The organism is Ramlibacter pinisoli, assembly GCF_009758015.1.
In the GTDB taxonomy this organism is placed as follows: Bacteria; Pseudomonadota; Gammaproteobacteria; order Burkholderiales; family Burkholderiaceae_C; genus Ramlibacter; species Ramlibacter pinisoli.
This window is the reverse complement of the sequence record NZ_WSEL01000007.1, coordinates 1-23,213: the sequence shown is the minus strand read 5'-3', so window position 1 is coordinate 23,213 and position 23,213 is coordinate 1. Positions and strand designations below refer to the sequence as shown.

Sequence of the window (23,213 nt, the reverse complement as noted above, 5' to 3'; positions counted from 1 at the left end):
ACCTCAGGCGTTGCCGCCGGTGACATGCCGGCCGCCCGCAGGGCGATCAGCGCGGCAGCATCACTTGGCGGGGTCGGCGACGAAGCCGATGCGCTGCAGCCCGGCCTTCTGCGCCGCGCCCATCACGTCGACGATGCGGCCGTAGGGCACGGCCTGGTCGGCGCGCAGCTGGACCTCGGTGTCGGGGCCGCGCTGCGCGACCTCGGCCAGCCGGGCGCCCAGCTGCTGCGGATCGACCGGCTTGTCGTCCAGGAACAGCCCGCCCTGGGCGTCCAGGCCGACGGTGACGAAGCGCGGCGCATCGCCCGGCTTGGCCGCCTCGGCCTTGGGCAGGTCCAGGCGCAGCGAACTGGCCATCAGCGGCGCCGTGATGATGAGGATGACCACCAGCACCAGCATGACGTCGACCAGCGGGGTGACGTTGATGTCGCTCATGGGGCGCGGCCCCTCGCTGCGCTCGAGGCGGCCGAAGCTCATGCGGCCGTCTCCCCGCCGTTGACGTGGTGGTGCACCACCAGCTCGCGCAGGTCGCGGGCGAAGCCTTCCAGGTCGGCTTCGATGCGGCCGATGCGGCGGCCGAAGATGTTGTAGCCCAGCACGGCCGGGATGGCGACGGCCAGCCCGGCGGCGGTCATGATGAGCGCCTCGCCGACCGGACCGGCCACCTTGTCGATGCTGATCTGGCCGGCGGCGGCGATGCCGGTGAGCGCGTGGTAGATGCCCCAGACGGTGCCGAGCAGGCCGACGAACGGCGCCGTCGAACCCACCGTGGCCAGCAGGACCTGGCCGAATGTCAGCTTGTCGAGGATGCCGTGCAGGGCGTCGCGCAGCACCCGCGTGAGCTGCTGGCTGCGGTCGCCGGCGGCGGCCAGCGAACCGCCGGGCTGGGCGACCGTGGCATCGACCAGCGGCAGCACGAACTGCTCGCGGTCGAAACCGGCCACCCGCTGGCGCGCCTCGGCCAGGGCGGGAGCCTGCCAGAAGGCGGCGGTGGAGCGGCCGACGTCGGCGGCGGCGCGGTGCAGCAGCCAGCCCTTCCAGAGGATGACGACCCAGCTGGCCACCGACATGCCGAGCAGCAGCAGTGCCACCACGCGGGTGATCCCGTCGGCCTGGCCGAACAGCTGCAGTGCATCCATGGCTTCCTCCCTCGCCCCTCAACGCGCCGGGGCCGGCGCCCGGCCTACCTCAACCCGAGGACGTCGAACATGTCGTACAGGCCGCTGGTCCGGCCGGCCAGGAAGCGCACGGCCCGCAGGCTGCCCTGGGCGTAGGTGGCGCGGCTGGCCGAGCGGTGCGTGATCTCGATGCGCTCGCCGGTGCCGGCGAACAGCACCGTGTGGTCGCCCACGATGTCGCCGCCACGGATGGTGGCAAAGCCGATGGTGGACGGATCGCGCTCGCCGGTGACGCCCTCGCGGGCGTAGACCGCGCATTCCTTCAGGTCGCGCCCCAGGGCGCCGGCGATGACCTCCCCCATCTTGAGGGCGGTGCCGGACGGCGCATCGACCTTGTGCCGGTGGTGGGACTCGATCACCTCGATGTCGTAGCCGGTCGACAGCGCCTTGGCCGCCATCTCCAGCAGCTTCATGGTCACGTTGACGCCCACGCTCATGTTGGGCGCCATGACGATGGCGATGTCGCGCGCGATCTCGGCGATGCGGGCCTTCTGGTCGTCGCTGAAGCCGGTGGTGCCGATCACCGCATGGAGGCCCAGCTCGCGGCAGGCCGCCAGGTGCGCCATCGTGCCCTCGGGCCGGGTGAAGTCGATCAGCACCTTGGCCCGGGCCAGGCCGGTGCGGATGTCGGCCACCACCGGCACGCCGCTGGCGACGCCGAGGAAGGCGGCGGCGTCGTTGCCGATCGCCGGGCTGGCCGGGACGTCGAGCGCGCCGGCCAGCTGGCAGTCGTCGGCGGCACGGATCGCCTCGATGAGCATGTGGCCCATGCGGCCGGTGGCGCCGGCCACTGCGACCTGGTGCTGGGGAGTCGTGGTCTTGGTCGCCATGCGGTCAGCGCCCCGTGGTCTCGAGCGGCGGGTAGCTGGCGGGCAGCGGCGGCTCGGGCGCAGGCGCAGGCGCCGCCTCGGGCGCGGCCGGCTTGCTGTTGCGCTTGAGCTGGTCCTCGGTGGCCTCGAGCACCGGCACCTTGCCCAGCGCGCGCTTGCTGCCGATGGAGGCGACGAAGTCGGCCTCGCTGGGCATGCTGTCGCCCTCGAAGTGCTCCAGGCCCTCGCCCTTGAAGAACACGGTGAGCTTGCGCCGCTGCGGCTCGACGCCCTGGCGGCGCAGCGTGAACACGTAGTCCCAGCGGTCGGCGTGGAACACGCTGGTCAGCAGCGGGGTGCCCAGCAGCTCGCGCACCTGCTGGCGCGACATGCCGGGCTTGAGCAGCTCGACCTGTTCGCTCGACACGAAGTTGCCCTGCACCACCTCGACCTTGTAGGGCGTGATGGCGTTGGCGATCGGCCGGGTCGCGTTGTCGACGCTGGCACAGCCCGCGCCCAGCGCGCAGGCGGCCAGCACGAGACCGGGCCGCAGGAAGCGGGAGGTGCGCGGGGGCATGGGGAAACAGGCAGGCGATATGATCGAATCATTGTAGCGGGACCCCCTCGCGGCCCGTCCCGGCAGACCCCCATGACCAACATCGACGAACTGAAGAACACTGGCCTGAAGGCGACGCTGCCGCGCCTGAAGATCCTGGAGGTGTTCCAGAAGGGATCGCAGCGGCACATGACGGCGGAAGACGTGTTCCGCGTGCTGCTGGAGGAGCGCTCCGACATCGGCCTGGCCACGGTGTACCGCGTGCTCACCCAGTTCGAGCAGGCCGGCATCCTCTCGCGCAGCCACTTCGAGAGCGGCAAGGCGGTGTACGAGCTGAACGAGGGCACGCACCACGACCACATGGTGTGCCTCGACTGCGGCCGGGTCGAGGAGTTCTACGACGCCGAGATCGAGAAGCGCCAGCACGCGGTCGCCCAGGCCAAGGGCTTCGCGATCGCCGACCACGCGCTGTCGCTGTACGCCCATTGCACCAAGCAGGACTGCCCCAACCGGCCGGTGCGGCGCTGAGGCGCCGGCGCCTCGCGCGTTTCTAGTCGAGGGCTGGCCTCAACTGCCTTTTTCCATCGCGCGGCGGTGCCGCTCGACGAACTCCTGGTAGGTGTCGACCCCGCGCAGCTGCAGGATGGTGTTGCGCACCGCGGCCTCGACCAGCACGGCGATGTTGCGGCCGGCCACCACCTGGATCACCGCCTTGCGCACCGGTACGCCCAGCACGTCCTGGGTGAGCGGCTCGTAGGGCAGCCGTTCGTAGTCGCGCTCCAGCGTCTCGCGCCGCACCAGGTGCACGATCAGCCGCAGCCGCATCTTCCGGCGCACCGCGGTCTCGCCGAAGATGGCCCGGATGTCGAGCAGGCCGATGCCGCGCACCTCCAGCAGGTTCTGCAGCAGCTCGGGGCAGCGGCCCTCGATGGTGGTCTGGTTCACCCGGTACAGGTCGACCGCGTCGTCGGCCACCAGGCCATTGCCGCGCGTGATCAGTTCCAGGCCGAGCTCGCTCTTGCCCAGCCCCGACTCGCCGGTGATCAGCACGCCCAGGCCCAGGATGTCCATGAACACGCCGTGCATCGAGGTGCGCTCGGCGAAGTGCTTGGACAGGTAGGCACGCAGCACATCGATGACGAAGGCCGACGGCTCCGGGGTGGCGAACATCGGGATCTGGGCCCGCTCGCACATCGACAGCAGGGCCTCGGGCGCGGCCTGGCCGTCGGTGAGCACCAGCACCGGCGGCTCGAGGGTGACGATGCGCGCGATCCGGCGGGCGCAGTCGTCGGCGGTGGCGTTGGTGAGGTAGGCGACCTCGCGCTCGCCCAGGATCTGGACTCGGTACGGGTGGATGTAGTTGAGGTAGCCGACCAGGTCGGCGCCCGAACGGGCGGCGCGCACGGCCACCTCGTCGAAGCGGCGCTCGGAAGCGCCGAGCCCGGCCACCCACTCCCACTTCAGCTGTGCCCGGTGGTCCTCGAACAGGACGTCGGCGCTGACGACGGTGGGCTTCACGTCACGCGGGCTGCGCGGACTGCCAGGTGGCGATCAGCTGGTGCAGCTGCGTGGCGTCGTTGCTGGCCTTGATCTTCTCCCGCAACGGCGCATCCGACAGCAGCTCGGCGATCTCGGACAGGATTTCCAGGTGCTTCTGCGTGGCGGCTTCGGGCACCAGCAGGAAGATGAGCAGGTTGACCGGCTGCTCGTCGGGAGCGTCGAAGCCGATCGGGTTGGCCAGCTGGAACAGCGCGGCCATCGGCGCCTTCAGGCCCTTGATGCGGCCGTGCGGGATGGCGACGCCGTGGCCCAGGCCGGTGGAGCCCAGGCGCTCGCGCGCGAACAGGCTGTCGGTGATGAGGGCGCGCGAGAGGCCGTGCAGGTTCTCGAACAGCAGGCCCGCCTCTTCGAATGCGCGCTTCTTGCTGGTGGCCTCGACGCTCACGAGCACCTGAGCGGGAGGCAGGATGGCGGCGAGGCGGTTCATGGTCCGGGGCGATTATGCACCCGGCCCCCGGGCAAACCCGGACGGCCACCGATCCCGCCGAGCTTTGCGACGGGAAAACGACAAAGGGCCCCGCAGGGCCCTCTGGTGCGCCGGTTGGCCGCCTACATCACGCGCTTGGGCGCGGGGTGGTGGTGGTCCTGCATGCGGGTCTTGTGGCGGCCCACCTGCCGGTCGAGCTTGTCGACCAGCTCGTCGAGGGCGGCGTAGAGGTCCTCGTGGGAGCTCTCGGCGAACATGTCGTTGCCCTTGACGTGGATGCGGCACTCGGCGCGCTGTCGTCGTTCCTTCTCCTTTTGCTTCTCGATGCAGAGTAGAACCTTGATATCCACCACCTGGTCGAAGTGGCGGGTGATGCGATCGAGCTTGGTGGTCACGTAACTGCGCAGTGCGGGGGTAACTTCGAGATGGTGACCGCTGATCGTCAGGTTCATTGATAGCCTCCTGGTTCACTCGGGTTGGAAAGCCCACCGGGCGACCGGCGGGACGAGGGACGACGGTCTTGCGTACTACTTGCGACCCACTATGCCCGGGGGTCCCGGGTAAAGCAACGGCTTCGCGCAGGCGGAAACAAAAAAGCAGCGCCGCTGCCGGCCCCAAAACGAAGCGGCCCCGCAGGGCCGCTCGCTGGTCGGTGCGTCACAGGTGCGCACGCGGGCTCCGTCTCAATGCCACTGCCAGGCAGCACGCCGGGTGGACTGGCTCCAGTCGCCGGTGCGGGCCTTGGCACGCGGATGGGCCTGGGCGCCCGGGCGCTCCAGGTTGGCGTGCTCGACGCGGTCGCCTTGCGGCTTGTCGCTCGGCACGTCGGCGAACTTGTTCGGGCTCTTGGATTCGGTCAGCATGGTGGAAACCTCGGGAGTGCGGCGCCTAGCTGCCGCTGTCATTGCTGGGGTTGCGCGCACCGGTCGGGCGGTCGGCCCGGTTGGCATGCGGACTGAGGAATGGCCACGCATGGCCCGGACGGGCCCGCCGCAGCGGCTGTTCACTGGGAGCCGACTTCCCGCCCGTGGCGGCGCTCGGGCGCCAGCTCAGGCGACTGGCGTTCGGATCGTTCGCGAGATGGATCATGGGGGGAAGGGCTCCTTGCGCTCCATGGAAGGCGTGACGCTCCCGATGGAAAATCCATCGTAGGCAGACGACCTCATCGGCCGTGTCGGACAGGTCGGCCCAGCGGTGTAGGACGCCTCCTGCGGATGGGGCAGCAGGCGGCCGGCGCGGCCGCCGCGCCGGCAGCCCCGGATCGCCGCCGGCCCTCCCCTGCCCAGCACGCCGACCTGCGCCGGCCCCCCAGCCACCAAAGAGTCAGCGCGTACTTTCCGCGGCCCGACTTCCACGGCCTGCTGCTGGCGAGATCGCCGAGGCCCGACGCAAGCGCTGCAGTCCATGGCGGCGGTGCCGCAGTGCGACACCCTGCCGGGCTCGCCGTCGGCGTGACGGTGGTCCGGGCAACCATCGCCCTGCTCTACCATGGGCCGGATGAGCCCGGAGACGATGCATCCTGCGAACCCCCATCGCGCCGCGCGGCCGCTGCCGGCGCTGGTGCTGATGGGAGGCGGCGCCCGCACGGCCTACCAGGTCGGCGTGCTCAAGGCGCTGGCCTCGATGCTGCGGCTGCAGCCGGGGCGCGCCGAGGGCTTCCCGTTCCGGCTGCTGGTCGGGACCTCGGCCGGCGCCCTCAACGTGGCCGCGCTGGCCGGCCATGCGGCGTCGGGGCTGGCGGCCTTCGACGCGCTGTGCGCCTTCTGGCTGCGCCTGCGCAGCCGCGAGGTCTACGCGCTGCACGTGCCGCGCTGGGTGCGCTTCTCGCGCCTGGTGGCGGCCGTCAACCTGTGGGGCCGGGCGCGGCGCGAGGGCGCCATCCTCGACACCATGCCGCTGGTGGACACCCTGCACCGGGTGGTCTCGCTGGCCGGCATCGAGGCGGCGCTGGCCAGCGGGGTGCTGGACACCGTCGCCGTCACCGCCTCCAGCTACACCTCCGGCGTGCACTGGACCTTCTGCCAGGGCGCCGACGGCGCGACCCGCGAGGCCTGGAACCGGCCCGGCCGGCGCGCCGAGTTCCAGCCGCTGACCATCGAGCACCTGATGGCCTCCAGCGCCATCCCGTTCCTGTTCCCGGCCACGCCGCTGTGGGTCGACGGCCGGCGCGAGTACTTCGGCGACGGCTCGATGCGGCAGGTCTCGCCACTGTCCCCGGCCCTGCACCTGGGCGCCGACAAGGTGCTGGTGGTCGGCTGCGGCCAGCCGGAGCGGGCCGGCTTCGCCGGTGCCGCCGCCAGCACCGAACCGGGCCTGGGCGCGATCGCCGGCCATGCCCTGGCCAGCGTGTTCCACGACACCCTGCAGGCCGACGTCGAACAGGCGCAGCGGGTCACCCGCACGCTGCAGCAGCTGCCGCGCGAGGTGACCTCGGTGCTGCCATACCGCAGCGTCGACGTGCTGGCGATCCAGCCCTCGCAGTCGGTCGATGCGCTGGCGCAAGCGCATGCGCACGAACTGCCGGCGGCGGTGCGGCGCGCCCTCGGCGGCCTCGGCGCCGCCAAGGGCGGCGGCGCGCTGGCCAGCTACCTGCTGTTCGAGCCGGGCTTCATCGGTGCGCTGATCACGCTGGGCGAGCAGGACGCCTACGCGCGCAAGCAGGAACTGCTGGCCTTCGTCGGGGACCGCGCGGCATAATCCGCACCCTCGCCACACCCCACGAGCACGAGCCTTGGACACCTACCCTAGTCGGTAGCTTTCGATGCCCCCTGACCGGCGTCGGAAGCACCTCACGCGCCCCGCCGAACAACCCGCCACGTCAGGGATCCCATGCTCAACATCTTCTCGCTCGCCAACGGCCGGCTCTTCCAGGAAGAGATCGAGTCGCTCGAGGAGCTCTCGCGCTTCCAGCCGATCTGGGTCGACCTCGAGTCGCCCACGCTGGAGGAAAAGCGCTGGGTCAAGCAGTACTACGGCCTGTCCATCCCCGAGGATGCGATGGACGAGGACATCGAGGAGTCGGCGCGCTTCTACGAGGAAGACAACGGCGAGCTCCACATCCGCAGCGACTTCCTGATCGCCGACGACGAGGAGCCGCGCGCCGTGCGCGTCGCCTTCATCCTCAACGAGGTCAACGACACCCTGCGCAGCAAGGGCGTGCTGTTCTCCATCCACGACGAGGACGTGCCGGTGTTCCGGCTGCTCCGGTTGCGCGCGCGCCGGGCGCCGGGCCTGATCGAGGACGCCAAGGACGTGCTGCTCAAGCTGTTCGACGCCGACGCCGAGTACTCGGCCGACGCGCTGGAGGGCATCTACGACGAACTGGAGAAGGTGAGCAAGCAGGTGCTGGCCGGCGAGGTCACCGACACCCTGGCCGGCGAGGTGCTGGGCGACATCGCGCGCCAGGAGGACCTGAACGGCCGCATCCGCCGCAACGTCATGGACACCCGGCGCGCGGTCAGCTTCATGATGCGCAGCCGCATGCTGTCGCAGGAGCAGTTCGAGGAGTCGCGCCAGATCCTGCGCGACATCGAATCGCTGGACAACCACACCGCGTTCCTGTTCGACAAGATCAACTTCCTGATGGACGCCACGGTCGGCTTCATCAACATCAACCAGAACAAGATCATCAAGATCTTCTCGGTCGCCAGCGTCGCCCTGCTGCCGCCGACCTTGGTGGCCAGCCTGTACGGCATGAACCTGAAGTTCCCCGAGATCGAGCTGCTCGGGACCGCCAGCTATCCCTACGTGCTGGTGCTGATGGCCGCCAGCGCGCTGGTGCCCATGTGGTACTTCCGCAAGCGCGGCTGGTTGCGCTGACGCCGACGCTCAGGCCGCGCGGGCGCGCGCCCGCGCGGCGTGCTCGCCGGCCCGGTGGCCGAGCGTGAACGCCTCCTCGAACACCGAGTAGCCGGCCCAGTCGGCGTGCGCCAGGCTGACCCGCGGGCCGCGCAGCGGCAGGCCGGCCAGCCGGGCGCGCGCGCCCGGCACCGGGATCGCCATCGCGTGCCCGTAGCGCGCCACCGCCACCCGCTGCAGCCGGCGCGGCAGGTCGGGATGGACGGGCGCGAGGTCGGCCAGGGCGAGGTCGCGCCAGTGCGACCAGGGCCGTTGCAGCAGCTCGCCGCGCGCCGCCTCGCCGGGGGCGTGGTACCAGGTCAGCACGGTGGGCCCGGGGCGCGGGTCGAGCCGCTGGTGCGTGGCGTCGACGTAGCCCAGGCCGGCGCCGTCCTGCAGCACGTTGTCCCAGGCCGGTGCGGCGCCCGGCCGGTCGGCCAGCGGCGCATCCAGCTGCAGGTTGACCACCACCCAGGGCGCCGAGCGGGTGGCGGCGCCGGCCGCCCGCAGCGGCCCGGGCGCAGCCGCCAGCAGGCGCGCGGCCACCGCGGCCGGCAGCGCCAGCACCGCGTGCGCGGCCTGCCAGCGCTCCAGCGCGCCGCTGGCGAGGTCGAGCGCATCGACCTCGACCCCGTGCCGGCCCTCGGCCACGCGCAGCACGACGCGGCCGGTGCGCAGCCGCTCGCCCAACGGCGCGGCCAGCCGGCGCGCCAGCCAGGCATTGCCTTCCGGCCAGGTCAGCACGGCGTCGCGCTCGCCCTCCTCGCCGGGCGCCTGGAAGCCGTGCCGGCTGGCGAAGTAGTGCAGCCCGGCCCAGGCCGAGACCACCGCCGTGCCGGCGCCGTAGTCGTCGCGGCAGCAGTAGTCGAGGTACCAGCGCAGGTCGGGGGCGGTGAAGCCCTCGCGGTCCAGCCAGCGCGCGAACGGCTCGGCGTCCAGCGCCAGCTGGGCCGGTTGCGGCTCGCCGGCCGGCAGCGTGTAGCGGGCCGCGCGGGCGGCGCTGCGCACGGCGGCGGCGAAGCGCCGGTACTGGGCCAGCGTGGCCGGGTCGGCGTCGTGCACCGGCAGCAGCCCCTCGTGCCAGGCGCCGCCGCTGAACAGCCGCTCCTGCGGGCTGTGGCACAGGTGGCGCTCGTCGTAGCGCCAGCGGCCGGCCACGCGGCGCCGCAGCCCGACCTCCTCCAGCAGGTCCTGCACCTCGCGCGCGTCGTCGCCGGGCAGCGGCAGGTAGTGCGCGCCCCAGGGACAGGCAAGGCCACCGAGCACGCCGGCGCGGCTGTTGCCGCCGGCCTCGTCCTCCAGGTCGAGCACCACCAGGTCCTCGATCCCACGGGCCCGCAGGGCGCGCGCCGCCGCCAGGCCGGCCACGCCGGCGCCGGCCACCACCACCTGCGCCCGCCGGGCGACCGGCGGGCCGCCGGGCGCCACGCCATCGCGCAGCAGGTGGCCACGCTCGGGGTGGCCGGCGACGAAGCCGCCCTCGACCGCCCGCGTGCCGCAGCCGGCCAGCGGCACCACGGCCGCGCCGGCGAGCAGCGCACGGCGCCGCAGGCTCATGGCTGGACCCGGCCCCACTCGCGCTCGTAGGTGGTGACCAGGGTCTGGTTGGACAGCCGGTTCACCGCCGCCGGCACCCGCTGCATGTCGGGCGGGAAGTCGAACAGCGCCGCCAGGCCCGGCGGCGTCAGGAAGCGCAGGCCGTCCGGCAACGCCTCGGGCATCCGCCACGGCCGCCGGCTGGCTAGCACGTAGCCCCATTCGCCGAAGCTGGGCACATGGGCGTGGTAGGGCGTGGCGCGCAGGCCGACCGACTCGATGGTGGTCACCACGGTCCAGAAGCTCTGGCGCGCCACCAGCGGCGAGGTGGTCTGCACCACGGCGTAGCCGCTGGCGGCCAGGCGCCGGTCCAGCAGGGCGTAGAAGGACGCGGTGTACAGCTTGCCGATGGAGAAGTTGGTCGGGTCGGGGAAGTCGACGATCACCACGTCGTAGGTCTCGTCGCCCTCCTCCAGCCAGCGGAAGGCATCGGCCTGCACCACGCGCAGCTTGGGCGAGGTCAGCGCGCCGCCGTTCAGGCGCACCAGCGCCGGGTTCTGGCTGAACAGGCGTGTCATGTGCGGGTCCAGCTCCACCAGCGTGACGCTCTCGACGCCCGGATGGCGCAGCACCTCGCGCGCCGCCATGCCGTCGCCGCCGCCCAGGATGGCCACCTTGCGCGGGTGGCCGTGCGCCGCCATCGCCGGGTGCACCAGCGCTTCGTGGTAGCGGTACTCGTCGCGTTCGGCGAACTGCAGGTTGCCGTTGAGGAACAGGCGCAGGCCGGCGCGCCCCTGCGTCACCACGATGCGCTGCCAGGCCGAGCTCTCGGCCAGCACGATGCGGTCCTGGTAGAAGCGGTCCTCGGCCAGCGAGGTGATGCGGCCGGCGCCGGCCAGCCCGCCCGCCAGCAGCAGCAGCGTCGCCGCGCAGGCCAGCGCGTGGGCGGGCAGGCGGCGCAGCTCGTGCCGGAACAGCCACAGCGCCCAGGTCGCCACCGCCGCGTTCAGCAGGCCGAACACGAACCCGGTGCGCACCAGCCCGAGCTGCGGCACGAAGAACAGCGGGAAGGCGATCGACACCGCCAGCGCGCCCAGGTAGTCGAACGTGAGCACCTGCGACACCAGCTCCTTGAGCGCCACGTCGCGCCGCAGGATGCGCATCACCAGCGGGATCTCCAGCCCGACCAACAGGCCGACCGCCAGCACCAGCCCGTACAGCAGCGGCCGGAAGCCGTGCGGCGCCCAGGCGTTGGCCAGGAACAGCAGCGCCGGCAGGCTGCCGCCGACCAGCGCCACCAGCAGCTCGATGCGCAGGAAGTGCGCCGGCAGCTGGCGCTCGAAGTACTTCGACAGCCAGGAGCCCACGCCCATCGCGAACAGGTAGGTGCCGATGATGGTGGAGAACTGCAGCACCGAGTCGCCGAGCAGGTAGGACGCCAGCGCGCCGGCGGCCAGCTCGTAGACCAGCCCGCAGGCGGCGACGGTGAACACCGAGGCGAGCAGCGCCACCTCGAGCGGCCGCGGGCCGGCGCGGCGCGGCGCGTGCGCGGACGCCGGCATCTCAGTGGATGGCGGCGGCCACGATGATGGAGATGCCCAGGCACATGGCGGCGACCACGGCGCCCAGCGCCAGGTTCTGCTTCTCGACCAGTTCCTCCCACAGGTCATAGGGGGTGAGCTTGTCGATGATCAGGAAGCTGAGCCAGAAGATGCCGATGCCGATCAGCGCGTAGACGATGGAGCCGACGACGACGGCGGGTTTCAGCCATTCGATGCCCATGGGGACCTCCGGGAACGGAACGCGTTGGCGCAGGGGCTCACTTGTGGCCACCCCCGCTGGAAGAGCCGCCCCAGGAACCGCCGCTGCTGCGCGCGCTCCCGGAGCCGCCGGAACCGCCGTCGTCCCGCAGCAGCGCGAACAGCACCACGAGCAGGATGATGACGGCAAGGATGATGAGGATGGTGGCGCAGCCGCAGCCCACGCCACCGCCGGTGCTGGTGGGCCCGGCGTCGCCGCGCCGCAGCTGGTCGCCCTTGCCCTGCAGCCCGAACGCCTGCACGACCGCGGCGCTGGGCAGCGCGCCGCCGCTGGACCAGGTGACCTCGCGCGCCGACTGCTCCATCGACAGCAGCCGCTTGCCGCTGGCGAAGTCCCGGTTGGCGGTGCGCTGGCCGCGTTCCACCGGCCAGTAGAACTCGCCGGCCACGTAGAAGGTCTCGGCCGTGTAGCTCTCGCGCAGGGTGTAGCGGGTGCCCAGGTAGGTCGCCTCGCTGCCGCCCGGCGCGAGCGTCGGCGCGCCCGTCACCGGCCGCACCAGGCTCCAGCCGTCCTCGGCGTCGACCAGGAAGACGAAGCCGCGCTTGCGGTTGTAGAGCAGGTATTCGCTCCAGCCGAAGCGCTCGTCCTCCTCGCCCGCCAGCCAGCCCATGCGGTGCTGGAACCCGACCACCTGCCACTCGGCCCCCTGCAGCGTGCCGAGCGCGCCGAGCGGGATGAGCGGCTGCACCGGCTCGTCCTGGAGGGCATGGCGCAGCTCGCCGCCGACGCCCTGCGACAGGTCGATCAGGCTGTGGCAGCTGCCGCAGGTGATGCTGCGGGTGCCTTCCAGCCGCACCTCGACCGGCGCGCCGCAGTTCGGGCAGGCGAACTGGCGCGCCTTCTCCTCGCGTGCGCTCTCGCCGGCCAGCCCGGCCAGCTGCAGGTCGTCCAGCCGCACCTCGCGCCCGCGCCCGACCGGCGGCGGTGCCACGCCCCAGTCGATCGACAGCACCTCGCCGTCGTCGCTGCGCAGTTCGACCACCGCGAACGGCTGGCCCGGCGGCGGCAGCTTGGGCAGTTCGCCCTGCGCCGCCAGCAGCACGGCCTGGTCGTTGGTGGTGACGGTGAAGCGCTTGCTGGCCACCGCCGTCGTCGCGCCCAGCCGCAACTGCGCGGGCTGCGGCACCTCGCGCTGCAGCGAGGCCGGGAACGAGAACACGTAGGCGCCGTTGTCCTCGGCCAGCTGGCCGCTGGCGCCGTCGTCGAACAGGGCCTGCCACTCCGACCAGGTGCCGCTGCCGCTGCGGTACTGCAGGCGCCCCACCAGGGTGAAGGCGCGGCCGTCGAAGCGGCCGCTGGCCATCAGCTGCAACGGGCTGTGGTCGTCGAACAGCTCGGCCATCTTGCCCACCCGGGCCAGCGTGTCGCCGGCGCGCACCACGGTGCTGCGGCAATAGCTGCACACCGCGTGGGTGGACTGGGCGCTGCGGAACTCCACCGGCGCGCCGCAGCCCGGACACGGGGCACGGTAGCTGCGCTGGGGGGTCTCGGTGGGCAAGTGGCTCAGCCGTTGGGCCCGGGCTGGCCCGCCGGCAGGGCGCGGGCGGTGCCGGGCGCGGTGCGATCAGACTAGCTTCTTCAGCAGCTCGGCCTTCTTGGCATCGAATTCGTCCTGGGTCAGGATGCCCTTGGCCTTGAGTTCGCCCAGCTTCTCCAGCGTGGCCATGACGTCCTCCGGCCGCACGCCGGCGCCGGGGGCACCGGCGGCCGGCTGGCCGGCCGGGGCGGCGGTGCCCCCGTGCAGCCCCTGCTGCAGGTTCTGCGCCAGCACCTGGCCCAGCGCCACCCCGGCGCCCAGCCCCATGGCGTCGCCGGCGATGCCGCTGCCGCCGCCGCCCTTGGCCATCTCCGGGATGGCCTGGGCGGTCTGGTACTGCATGAAGCGGCCCATGTCGTTGCCCACCATGCCCATGCCGATGCGCTGGTCGAGGACCTTCTGCAGCTCCTCGGGCAGCGACAGGTTCTGCACCGTCAGCCCCTCCAGCTGCAGCCCGAGGGCGGCGAACGCAGGCCCGAGCTCCTTGGCCAGGGCCTGGGCGAAGGCGACCTGGTTGGCCGCCAGGTCCAGGAACGGGATGCCGCTCTTGGCGATGGCATCCGACATGTGCTGCAGCACCAGCCCGCGCAGCTGGCCGTCCAGGTCGGCCACGGTGTAGCTGTCGCGGGTGCCCGAGATCTCGGTGTGGAACAGCCGCGGGTCGGCGATGCGGAAGCTGTAGTTGCCGAACGCGCGCAGCCGCACGGCGCCGAAGTCCTTGTCGCGGATGGTGATCGGCTGCGCCGTGCCCCAGCGCTGGTCGACCTGCTGGCGCGTGCTGAAGAAGTAGACGTCGCTCTTGAACGGCGACTCGAACAGCTTGTCCCAGTTCTTCAGGTAGGTCAGCACCGGAATGGTCTGCGTCGTCAGCTTGTACAGGCCGGGGCCGAACACGTCGGCCACCTTGCCCTCGTTGACGAACACCGCCATCTGCGACTCGCGCACGGTGAGCGCGGCACCGTACTGGATTTCCATCCCCGCCATCGGGTGGCGCCAGGCGAGCGTGCCGTCGCCGGACTCCGTCCACTGCAGGACGTCGATGAATTGCTTCTTGACGAAATCCATCAGGCCCATGGTCACTCCTTGGCGGTGCGGGCCATGATACCCGCGCCGTTTGTCAGGGCAACGCGCGCGGTGCGCGCCCGCGCCGCAGGTCGCGCTCGTCGACGGCCGCGGGCCGGAAGTGGTGCAGCACGGCGTCCATCAGGGCCCGCGCCCGGGCCGAGTGGTCGGCGCCGAAGTTGCACACGTAGACGTCGGCGGTCACCGCGCCCAGCTCGGGCCAGGTGTGCAGGCACAGGTGCGACTCGGCCAGCAGGACGGTGGCGGTGACGCCGCCGGCCCCGCTGGCGCTGGCCGGGAAGGCGTGCGCCAGCTCCGCCACCGGTTGCAGGCCGGCCTCCTGCACCGCCGCCCGGCACCACGCCAGCAGGCGCGGCGCATCGGTCAGCCAGTGCGCGTCGCAACGGCAGCCGTGCAGGTCGGCGGTGAGGTGCAGCCCGTCCATGGGCGCACTGTAGACCACGGTGGCGCGGCCGCGGCGGGCCCGCGCCGCCGCGTCAGACCGGTTCTTCCAGCAGCGCCGCCGGGGTCGCCGCCGCCTCGCGGGCCGCCGCGCCGCGCCGGCTGAACCAGGCGACGTAGAGCACCGGCAGCACCACCAGGGTGAGCAGCGTGGCGGTGATCAGCCCGCCGATGACCACGATGGCCAGCGGGCGCTGGGTCTCGGAGCCGATGTCGTGCGACAGCGCCATCGGCAACAGCCCCAGCGCCGCCAGCATGGCCGTCATCAGCACGGTGCGCAGGCGCTGCATGGAGCCGGTGCGGGCGGCGGTCAGCACGTCGGCGCCCTGGGAGCGCAGCTGCTGGAATACCGACAGCATCACCACCCCGTTGAGCACCGCCTGCCCCGACAGCGCGATGAAGCCGATCGCCGCCGACACCGACAGCGGGATGCCGAACACCCACAGGGCGACGAAGCCGCCGATCAGCGCCAGCGGCACGTTGACCAGGATCAGCGTGGCCAGCTGCACCGACTTGAAGGCGTCGAACAGCAGCACGAAGATCAGCAGCAGCGAGATCGGCACCACCACCGACAGCCGCTTCATGGCCCGCTCCTGGTTCTCGAACTCGCCCGACCAGGTGACGGTGTAGCTCTCGGGCAGCTTGACTGCGCCGTTCACGCGGGCCTGCATGTCCTTGACCACCGAGCCCATGTCGCGGTCCTTGATGAAGATGCCGATGGCCATGGTGCGGCGGCCGCTCTCGCGGGCGATGTTCATCGCGCCGCTGAGCTCGCGGATGTCGGCCACCGCGCCGAGCTGGGCGTAGCCGCCGTCCGGGGTCGGGATCAGCGTCTGCGGCAGCGAGGCGATGACGCGGCGCGGCTCGGGCAGCCGCACGGCCACCGAGAACTTGCGCTCGCCCTCCCAGATCTGGGTGGCGGCCTTGCCGGCCAGCGCCGCCTCCACCACGTCCTGCACGTCCTGCACGTTCAGGCCCAGGCGGGCGGCGCGGTCGCGGTCGATGTCGATCACCAGCTGCGGCAGTTCGCCCTGGCGGTCGATCTCGGCCCGGTAGACGCCGGCGACCTGCTTGATCTCGCGCTCGATCTGCTGGGTGACCCGGCGCAGTTCCGCCAGGTCGTCGCCGGCCACCTTGATGACGATCTGGCCGTCGATCTGCGAGATCGACTCCAGCACGTTGTCGCGGATCGGCTGTGAGAAGCTGGGCTGCACGCCAGGCACCGCCGACACCGCGCGGTCCATCTGCTCGAGAAGCTTCTCGTGGGTGAGCCCGGGCCGCCACTCCTCGGCCGGCTTGATGTCGACGAACACCTCGGCCATGCTGATGGTCTTGGGGTCGGTGCCGTCCTCCGGCTGGCCGGCCTTGGAGACGGTGGTGCGCACCTCGGGCACGGTGAGCAGCGCCTTGCGCACGTTGCGCAGCACGCGCGCGGCCTCGTCGTTGGAGATGCTGGAAGGCAGCCGCAGGTTGACCCAGATGGTGCCCTCGTTCAGCTCGGGAAGGAACTCCGACCCCAGCCGCGAGGCCGCCAGCATGCCGGCGCCGAAGGTGGCCAGCGCGATCAGCATGACCAGCTTGCGCCGCGCCAGCGCCCAGTCGAGCAGCGGCTCGTACAGGTTCTTGCAGGCCGCCACCAGCCGGTTGTCGCCGTGCGGCAGCTTGCGGCGCAGCATCCAGAAGGCCAGCAGCGGCACCAGCGTGAGCGAGAACACCAGCGAGCCGATCAGCGCGGTGGTGACCGACAGCGCCATCGGCTGGAAGATCCGGCCCTCGTGGCGCTGCAGCGCGAAGATCGGGATGTGGGCCGCGATGATGATCAGCATCGAGAACAGCGTCGGCCGGCCGACCTCGTTGGCGGCGTCGATGATGGTGGCCTTGCGGTCGGACTCGCGCAGCTCCTCCTTGTTCTCGGCCAGCCGGTGCATGATGTTCTCGATCACGATCACCGCACCGTCGACGATGATGCCGAAGTCCATCGCGCCGAGCGACAGCAGGTTGGCCGGCACGCCCATGATCTTCAGGCCCATGAAGGTGGCCAGCAGGGCCAGCGGGATCACCACCACCACCGCGAAGCTGGCGCGCACGTTGCCCAGGAACAGGTACAGCACCAGCGAGACCAGCAGCGCGCCCTCGACCAGGTTGCGGAACACCGTCGACAGGGTCTTGCCCATCAGCCAGGTGCGGTCGTAGTACGGCACGATCTGCACGCCCTTGGGCAGGCCGCGGGCGTTGAGCTGGGCGATCTTCTCCTTCACCGCCTTGAGCACCACGCTCGGGTTCTCGCCCTTGCGCATGACCACGATGCCGGTGACCACGTCGTCGTCGCCGTCCTGGCCCACGGTGCCCAGGCGCGGCACCGCGCCGACGTTCACCTGGGCGACGTCGCGCACCAGGATCGGGGTGCCGCCACGCGCGGCCACCACGATGCGGCCGATGTCGTCGGGCGAGCGCAGCAGGCCGATGCCGCGGATGGCGTACTGCTGCGAGCCCTGGGCGACGTAGCTGCCGCCGGCATTCGAGTTGCCGCGCCCCAGCGCGTCGAGCAGGTTCTGGAAGGTGAGCTTGGTGGCGCGCAGCTTGTCGAGGTCGGGCTGCACCTCGTACTGCTTGATGAAGCCGCCCATGGCCACCACGTCGGCGATGCCGGGCACCTGGCGCAGCGCCCGCTCGACCACCCAGTCCTCGATGGTGCGCAGCTCGGTCGTGCTCAGGCCGTCGCCGCGCACCCGGTAGCGCATGATCTCGCCCACCGGCGTGGCGTTGGGCGCGATGTTGGCCTCGACGCCGGGCGGCAGGTCGATCGAGCGCAGCCGCTCGTTGACCTGGGCCCGCACCGCCAGCACGTCGGCCTTGTCGTCGTAGGTGACGACGGTGAACGACAGGCCGAACTGGGTGTGCGAGAACACCCGGATCGAGTTCGGCAGGCCCGACAGCGCCACCTCGATCGGCAGCGTGACCTGCTTCTCGACCTCTTCGGCTGCGCGGCCGGGGTACAGGGCGATGACCGTCACCTGGGTGTCGGTGACGTCCGGGAAGGCCTCGACCGACAGGTTGCTGAAGGCGATGACGCCGGCCAGCGCGAACAGCAGCGTGCCCAGCACCACGAACAGGGGCTGGTGCAGCGCGAAGTGGATCAGGCGCCTCATCGCGCGGCCGCCGCCTTGTCGGTGGCAGCCCCGTCGGCGCCCATCTTCGACGGATCGGACGGCCGGGCGTCGTCGAGCGCGATGCGGTACTGGCGCATCAGCATCAGCAGGTTGTCGGTGACCACCTTCTCGCCGGCCTCCAGGCCGCGGCTGACCAGCGCCTCGGTCGGGCCCTGCCAGCCCAGGACCACCTCGCGCTGCTCGAACACGCCCGGCTGCACCTCGACCATCACCGAATGGCGGGTGCCGGACAGCGTGACCGCCTGGGCCGGGACGACCACGCCGGCGCCCGGCGTGCGCTCGATCCGGGCGGTGGCCAGCATCTCGGCCTTGAGCTTGCGCTCCGGGTTGGCGATCAGGCCGCGGACCTTGATGGTGCGGGTGCTGGCATCGATGAAGTCGGCCGCCGCGATCACCTGGCCCTCGAACTTCTGGCCCGGCAGCGTCGGCACGACCAGCTCGAAGTGGGCGCCCGGCTTCAGGGTGCCGGCCTCGCTCTCGCGGGCATCGATCACCACCCACAGCGAGGTCGGGTCGCTGACCACGAACAGCGGCGGCACGCCCGGGCCCATCTGGTCGGGGCGCAGCTCCTGGCCCGGGGTGAGGTTGCGTTCGACCACCAGGCCGGGAATGCCGGCGACCAGCGCCAGCCGCTGGTCGACCCCGCCGCCGGCGGCGGCGCCGTACAGCCGGGTGCGCGCGGCGGTGCGCTGCACCTCGGCCTGGGTGCGGGCGGCATCGGCTTCGGCCTGCTCCAGGTCCTTGCGGGCGATGACGCCGGCCTCGAACAGCTCGCGCTGGCGCGCCAGCGTCTTCTGCGCCAGCCGCTCGTCGACGCCGGCCTTGGCGGTGTCGGCCTGGGCGACGCCGAAGTCGGGCGAGGCCAGCTGCGCCAGCACCGTGCCCGGCTTGACCGGCTGGCCGACGTCGGTGGCGATGCGCACGACCCGGCCGGCGAACGCAGGGTAGATGCGCTGGGTGCGGTCCTCGTTCCAGACCAGCCGCGCCGGCAGTTCCACGGTGAGGGTCTTGGCCGGGGCCGCCGCCACCACGCCCAGCTGGGCCAGTTGCGGATGGCCGGGCGGGTAGCGGAACTGGGTGCCTTGCAGCACCGGCGTCGGCGGCGCGGCCGCCGGCGCGGGGGCCTCGCGGCAGGCCGCCAGGGCGAGCGCCGCCGGCAGCAGCAGGGAGAGAAGGGAACGGGTCACGATCGCGGTCCGGGGCGGGAAGTCAGGGGGTCGGCGGTTGCTGGCGCAGCTGCCAGGCGGTGGAAGCGCGCGCGAAGTCGGCGCGCGCGGCGAGGTCGTCGAGCAGCACGCTGCGCAGGGTGCGGCGGGCATCGAGCAGGTCGACCAGCGGCAGTGCGCCGCGCGAGTAGGCCAGCTCGGCCATGCCGGCGACCTGGCGCGCGCGCGGCACGATGGCCTGCTCGAACTCGGCCGCACGGGCAGCGGCGGAACGCAGGTCCTCGGCCAGCCGGCCGCTCTCGGCCCGGGCCTGGCGGCGCACCTTCTCCAGCTGGTCCTGGGTGCTGTCGAGCGTGGCGCGCGCGCGGGCGATCTCGCCGTCGTAGCCGTAGGCGCCGAGCATGCCGCCCAGCGGCACCGACACCCGCAACTCGAGCAGGCGGCTGGAGGTGCCGGGGAAGTGGTCGAGCGAGGCGCCCAGGGTCAGGTCGTTGCGGCGCAGGGCGGCGGCGGCGTCGAACGCGGCCTGGGCCGCCTCGACCCGCCGGCGCGCCGCCAGCACGTCGGCCCGCTGCTCGATGTCGGGCAGGCCGGGCTGCTCGGCCACCAGCGGTGGCCAGGCCGGCTCGACCTGCAGCTCGCCCTGCAGGCCGAGCAGCTGAGCCAGCGTCAGCGCGGCCCGCTGGCGGTCGGCCTGGGCGCCGCGCAGCTCGGTCTGGGCCCGGCGCGCCTCGATCTCGGTGCGCAGGCTCTCCTGCAGCGAGATGTCGCCGGCGCGCTGGCGGCGCTGCGAGGCGCCGGCCAGCTCGGCCGCGCCGCGCTCCATGGCGCCGACCTGCTCGACCCGCTCCTGCGCGGCCAGCAGGTCGAAGTAGGCCGAGGCGACCGCGATCTGCTGCTGCACGACCACGTCGGCGACGTCGTGCTGGGCCGCACCGGCCACGCCCTCGGCGGCGCGGGTGCGCAGTTCGCGCTTGTTGCCGCGTTCGTAGGTCCAGTCGACGCCGAGCGACTTGTCGATGCGCTTGCTGCCCAGCACGCTGCCGCTGCCGATGCCGTTGGCCAGGTCGAGCTGCGAGGCCTTGGCGATGACCACCGGGATCGGCGCATGGTCGGCCGCCACCACGTCGGCGCGTGCCGACGCCAGCGCGCGTCGCGCCAGCGACACGTCGACGTTCTCGCGCGCCACCTGCAGCGCCTGGGCAAGCGTCAATACCTGCGGGGCGGCTTGCGCCCACGCCCAGGCCGGCAGCACCAGGCAGGCAGCCAGCCACCACTGTCCGAATCTCATGCTCTGTTTATCACCGGCAAGCACTGACCCTCCCCTGACCCGTTGAATCCGTAGAAGCACGTAGAACGGCCGAGCGCCCGGTCCTGCCGACATGGCCCGCTGCTGCGCATCCCGCCACCCTCAGGACAGCAGTGCCTGGACGATGGCGGCCGAGTGCCGGCTGGCGACCTCGCGCACGAAGCGCGTGAAGTCGCCGTGGGCCGCATCGTCGGCGCGGTCGGAGACCGTGCGCACGGCGGCGAACGGCACCCCGTAGTCGTGGCAGACCTGGGCGATCGCCGCCCCCTCCATCTCGACCGCCAGCGCCTGCGGCAACACCGCCTGCAGGTGCCGGCTCTCGCTGTCGGTGGAGACGAACCGGTCGCCGCTGATCACCAGCCCGCGGTGCAGGCGCGTGCCCGGCAACGCCCGCTGCGCGGCCGCCGCCAGCCGTTCGCTCAGCGGGCCGTCGGTGGCGAAGCGGTCGGTGCCGTACAGCGGCACCTCGTAGCGCGGGAAGATGGGCGAGGCGTCGAGATCGTGCTGCAGGAAGGCGTCGGCCACCACCACGTGGCCGACCTCGACCCCCGGCGCCAGCCCGCCGGCGACGCCGGTGAACACGATCCGGTCGACGCCGAAGCGCTCGACCAGCACCGCCGCCGTGGTCGCGGCCGCCACCTTGCCGATGCGCGACAGCACCGCCACCACCTCCTGGCCGTGCAGGTGGCCGACCCAGAACTCGCGCCCGGCCACGGCCTGCCGGCTCTCGTCGGGCATGAGGGCCAGCACGGCGGCCAGTTCCTCGTGCATGGCGGAGACGATGGCGAGACGGGGCATGGTGCAGGGGCGGCCGGCGCCGCCCGCGGAGCGGGTGCTGGAGACTCTACTCCGCGCTATCTGCGCTCGCGCAGTTCGCGGCGCAGGATCTTGCCGACCGGGGTCTTGGGCAGGTCGGTGCGGAACTCCACCACCCGCGGCTGCTTGTAGCCGGTGAGGTTGGCGCGGCAGTAGTCGCGTACCTGCTCCTCGGTGAGCGCCGGATCCTTCTTCACCACCACCAGCTTGACGGCCTCGCCGGTCTTCTCGTCGGCCACGCCGACCACCGCGCACTCCAGCACGCCGTCGAGCCGGGCCACCACGTCCTCGACCTCGTTGGGGTACACGTTGAAGCCGGACACCAGCACCATGTCCTTCTTGCGGTCGATGATCCTGAAATAACCGTGCTCATCCATCAGGCCGACGTCGCCGGTCTTGAAGTAGCCGTCGGCCGTCATGACCTTGGCCGTCTCGTCGGGCCGCTGCCAGTAGCCGGCCATCACCTGCGGGCCCTTGATGGCGATCTCGCCGGGCTGGCCAACCGGGACGTCGCGGCCCTCGTCGTCGATCAGCTTCATGTCGGTCGACGGCAGCGGCACGCCGATGGTGCCGGTGTACTGGGTGCTCGTGACCGGGTTGCAGCTGGCCGAGGGCGAGGTCTCCGACAGGCCGTAGCCCTCGCAGATCGGGCAGCCGGTCCGGTCCAGCCAGAGCTGGGCCACCGCGCCCTGCACCGCCATGCCGCCGCCGATCGAGATCTTCAGGTTGCTCCAGTCCACCTTGCCGAAGTCGGGGTGGTTGGCCAGGCCGTTGAACAGCGTGTTGACGGCCGGGAAGCTGTGGAAGGTGTGGCGCGACAGCTCCTTGAGCGTGCCGGCCAGGTCGCGCGGGTTGGGGATCAGGATCTGCTTGCCGCCCATGCGCAGCGACAACATCATGGAGCAGGTGAAGGCGAAGATGTGGTACAGCGGCAGCGCGCAGACGCCCGTGACCTGCTCGTGCGCCACGCGGCCGACCACCGGCTGGTTCCAGGCCTCCGACTGCAGCACGTTGGCGATGACGTTGCGGTGCAGCAGCACCGCGCCCTTGGACACCCCGGTGGTGCCGCCGGTGTATTGCAGCACCGCGACGTCGTCGGGGCCCAGCGCCACCGGGCGCAGCGCGGCGCGCCCGCCCTGCGCCACCGCCTCGCGGAAGCGCACGGCGCCGGGCAGGTCGTAGGCCGGCACCATCTTCTTGACGCTGCGCACGACGTAATTGACCAGCGTGCCCTTGAGCAGCCCGAGCAGGTCGCCCATCGCCGCCAGCACCACGTGCTTGACGGGGGTGGAGGCGATGCACTGCTGCAGCGTGGCGGCGAAGTTCTCGATGATGATGATGGCCTTGGAGCCCGAGTCGCGCAGCTGGTGCTCGAGTTCACGCGGGGTGTACAGCGGGTTGACGTTCACCACCACCAGGCCGGCGCGCAGGATGGCCGCCACCGCCACCGGGTACTGCGGCACGTTGGGCATCATGACCGCCACCCGGTCGCCCTTGGCCAGGCCCAGCCCCTGCAGGTAGGCGCCCAGCGCGCGGCTGAGCGTGTCGACCTGGCGGTAGCTGACGTCCTGGCCCATGAAGCTGTAGGCGGGCCGGTCGGCGTAGCTGCCGAAGCTCTGCTCCATCAGCTGGACCAGCGAGGCATAGGCGGACGCATCGACCTCGGCCGGCACGCCGGCCGGGTAGGCGCCCAGCCAGGGGCGAGTACTCATTCTGGTGTCTCCTGGGGTCCTGGTGGCACGGCGATTGTGTCGCGCGACTCATCAGGACAGCCTTCTGTTTTCCCTAGGCCGGACGTCCTGCGCGCGGGTTCCGGGGCGAGGCCCGGACCGGCCCGGACCGGCTGCCGCTGCGGTGGCCGCAGGTTCCGCGGCCACCGCGCTCAGGCGTGCAGCGCGATCAGCACCTCGTCCAGCATCTTCTTGGCGTCGCCGAACAGCATGCGGTTGTTGTCCTTGTAGAACAGC

General features: G+C 71.9%; 23 protein-coding genes. 3 read left to right on the top strand and 20 right to left on the bottom strand.

What is annotated here, in order from left to right:
- Positions 1–60 precede the first annotated feature (60 nt).
- The 4 genes from GON04_RS14210 to GON04_RS14195 are packed head-to-tail and all read right to left on the bottom strand — an operon-like array spanning position 61 to position 2,564.
- The gene (locus tag GON04_RS14210) at positions 61–477 is read right to left on the bottom strand and encodes an ExbD/TolR family protein (RefSeq protein WP_157398739.1); all 417 of its coding nucleotides are present in this window, start codon (positions 475–477) and stop codon (positions 61–63) included.
- Positions 474–1,139: a MotA/TolQ/ExbB proton channel family protein gene (locus GON04_RS14205; protein ID WP_157398738.1), complete on the bottom strand. Its 666-nt coding sequence runs from the start codon at positions 1,137–1,139 to the stop codon at positions 474–476. Before GON04_RS14205 ends, GON04_RS14210 begins: the two co-directional genes overlap by 4 nt.
- A 44-nt stretch (positions 1,140–1,183) precedes the next feature.
- Complete coding sequence (gene dapB, locus GON04_RS14200; protein WP_157398737.1) at positions 1,184–2,008, bottom strand: 4-hydroxy-tetrahydrodipicolinate reductase; 825 nt, start codon at positions 2,006–2,008, stop codon at positions 1,184–1,186.
- A 4-nt stretch (positions 2,009–2,012) separates the two neighbouring features.
- Entirely contained in the window at positions 2,013–2,564 is a 552-nt protein-coding gene (locus GON04_RS14195) for an outer membrane protein assembly factor BamE (RefSeq protein WP_157398736.1), read from the bottom strand.
- A gap of 72 nt (positions 2,565–2,636) precedes the next feature.
- Here GON04_RS14195 and fur point away from each other — a divergent pair, with 72 nt between their 5' ends.
- Positions 2,637–3,071 (top strand): ferric iron uptake transcriptional regulator, encoded by a 435-nt coding sequence (gene fur, locus GON04_RS14190; protein WP_157398735.1) that lies wholly within the window; start codon positions 2,637–2,639, stop codon positions 3,069–3,071.
- A 39-nt stretch (positions 3,072–3,110) separates the two neighbouring features.
- Here fur and hprK read toward each other — a convergent pair whose 3' ends face one another.
- The 4 genes from hprK to GON04_RS14170 form a co-directional block, all read right to left on the bottom strand.
- Entirely contained in the window at positions 3,111–4,061 is a 951-nt protein-coding gene (hprK, locus tag GON04_RS14185) for an HPr(Ser) kinase/phosphatase (protein WP_181654072.1), read from the bottom strand.
- A gap of 1 nt (position 4,062) precedes the next feature.
- On the bottom strand, positions 4,063–4,530 hold the full coding sequence (locus GON04_RS14180) for a PTS sugar transporter subunit IIA (RefSeq protein ID WP_157398734.1): 468 nt from the start codon (positions 4,528–4,530) through the stop codon (positions 4,063–4,065).
- Positions 4,531–4,652: 122 nt separating this feature from the next.
- Positions 4,653–4,982 (bottom strand): ribosome hibernation-promoting factor, HPF/YfiA family, encoded by a 330-nt coding sequence (gene hpf / locus GON04_RS14175; protein ID WP_157398733.1) that lies wholly within the window; start codon positions 4,980–4,982, stop codon positions 4,653–4,655.
- Between the two features lie 231 nt (positions 4,983–5,213).
- The gene (locus GON04_RS14170; RefSeq protein WP_157398732.1) at positions 5,214–5,393 is read right to left on the bottom strand and encodes a hypothetical protein; all 180 of its coding nucleotides are present in this window, start codon (positions 5,391–5,393) and stop codon (positions 5,214–5,216) included.
- Positions 5,394–6,027: 634 nt separating this feature from the next.
- On the opposite strand from GON04_RS14170, the gene GON04_RS14165 reads away from it, so the two are divergent.
- Both GON04_RS14165 and GON04_RS14160 read left to right on the top strand, forming a co-directional pair.
- Positions 6,028–7,227 carry a patatin-like phospholipase family protein gene (locus GON04_RS14165; RefSeq protein WP_157398731.1) on the top strand — a complete coding sequence of 400 codons (1,200 nt, stop codon included), beginning with the start codon at positions 6,028–6,030 and terminating at the stop codon, positions 7,225–7,227.
- Positions 7,228–7,359: 132 nt separating this feature from the next.
- Positions 7,360–8,349 (top strand): magnesium and cobalt transport protein CorA, encoded by a 990-nt coding sequence (locus GON04_RS14160; RefSeq protein ID WP_157398730.1) that lies wholly within the window; start codon positions 7,360–7,362, stop codon positions 8,347–8,349.
- Between the two features lie 9 nt (positions 8,350–8,358).
- Here the strand turns inward: GON04_RS14160 and GON04_RS14155 are convergent, their stop codons facing one another.
- The 12 genes from GON04_RS14155 to GON04_RS26800 all read right to left on the bottom strand — a co-directional run.
- Positions 8,359–9,924: an NAD(P)-binding protein gene (locus tag GON04_RS14155; protein WP_157398729.1), complete on the bottom strand. Its 1,566-nt coding sequence runs from the start codon at positions 9,922–9,924 to the stop codon at positions 8,359–8,361.
- Positions 9,921–11,465 carry a polyamine aminopropyltransferase gene (locus GON04_RS14150; RefSeq protein ID WP_157398728.1) on the bottom strand — a complete coding sequence of 515 codons (1,545 nt, stop codon included), beginning with the start codon at positions 11,463–11,465 and terminating at the stop codon, positions 9,921–9,923. The genes GON04_RS14155 and GON04_RS14150 overlap by 4 nt, the downstream gene beginning before the upstream one ends.
- A 1-nt stretch (position 11,466) precedes the next feature.
- A complete protein-coding gene (locus GON04_RS14145) occupies positions 11,467–11,685 on the bottom strand; it encodes a DUF350 domain-containing protein (protein WP_157398727.1) in 219 nt (72 codons plus the stop codon).
- Between the two features lie 37 nt (positions 11,686–11,722).
- On the bottom strand, positions 11,723–13,222 hold the full coding sequence (locus tag GON04_RS14140) for a DUF4178 domain-containing protein (RefSeq protein ID WP_157398726.1): 1,500 nt from the start codon (positions 13,220–13,222) through the stop codon (positions 11,723–11,725).
- Positions 13,223–13,288: 66 nt separating this feature from the next.
- Positions 13,289–14,335, bottom strand: coding sequence for an SPFH domain-containing protein (locus GON04_RS14135; protein ID WP_157398725.1), 1,047 nt, complete (start codon positions 14,333–14,335; stop codon positions 13,289–13,291).
- Positions 14,336–14,378: 43 nt separating this feature from the next.
- Positions 14,379–14,768 (bottom strand): S-adenosylmethionine decarboxylase family protein, encoded by a 390-nt coding sequence (locus GON04_RS14130; protein ID WP_157398724.1) that lies wholly within the window; start codon positions 14,766–14,768, stop codon positions 14,379–14,381.
- A 52-nt stretch (positions 14,769–14,820) separates the two neighbouring features.
- Positions 14,821–17,934 carry an efflux RND transporter permease subunit gene (locus tag GON04_RS14125; protein WP_157398723.1) on the bottom strand — a complete coding sequence of 1,038 codons (3,114 nt, stop codon included), beginning with the start codon at positions 17,932–17,934 and terminating at the stop codon, positions 14,821–14,823.
- Positions 17,931–19,142 carry an efflux RND transporter periplasmic adaptor subunit gene (locus GON04_RS14120; RefSeq protein ID WP_338050970.1) on the bottom strand — a complete coding sequence of 404 codons (1,212 nt, stop codon included), beginning with the start codon at positions 19,140–19,142 and terminating at the stop codon, positions 17,931–17,933. Before GON04_RS14120 ends, GON04_RS14125 begins: the two co-directional genes overlap by 4 nt.
- 22 nt (positions 19,143–19,164) lie before the next feature.
- A complete protein-coding gene (locus GON04_RS14115; protein WP_157398721.1) occupies positions 19,165–20,412 on the bottom strand; it encodes a TolC family protein in 1,248 nt (415 codons plus the stop codon).
- A gap of 120 nt (positions 20,413–20,532) precedes the next feature.
- On the bottom strand, positions 20,533–21,228 hold the full coding sequence (locus tag GON04_RS14110) for a 5'-methylthioadenosine/adenosylhomocysteine nucleosidase (protein ID WP_157398720.1): 696 nt from the start codon (positions 21,226–21,228) through the stop codon (positions 20,533–20,535).
- A 56-nt stretch (positions 21,229–21,284) separates the two neighbouring features.
- The gene (locus GON04_RS14105) at positions 21,285–22,958 is read right to left on the bottom strand and encodes a long-chain-fatty-acid--CoA ligase (RefSeq protein WP_157398719.1); all 1,674 of its coding nucleotides are present in this window, start codon (positions 22,956–22,958) and stop codon (positions 21,285–21,287) included.
- A gap of 170 nt (positions 22,959–23,128) precedes the next feature.
- Positions 23,129–23,213: NAD(P)(+) transhydrogenase (Re/Si-specific) subunit beta (locus GON04_RS26800; protein WP_232533124.1), on the bottom strand; the 85-nt coding region annotated here is incomplete at its 5' end.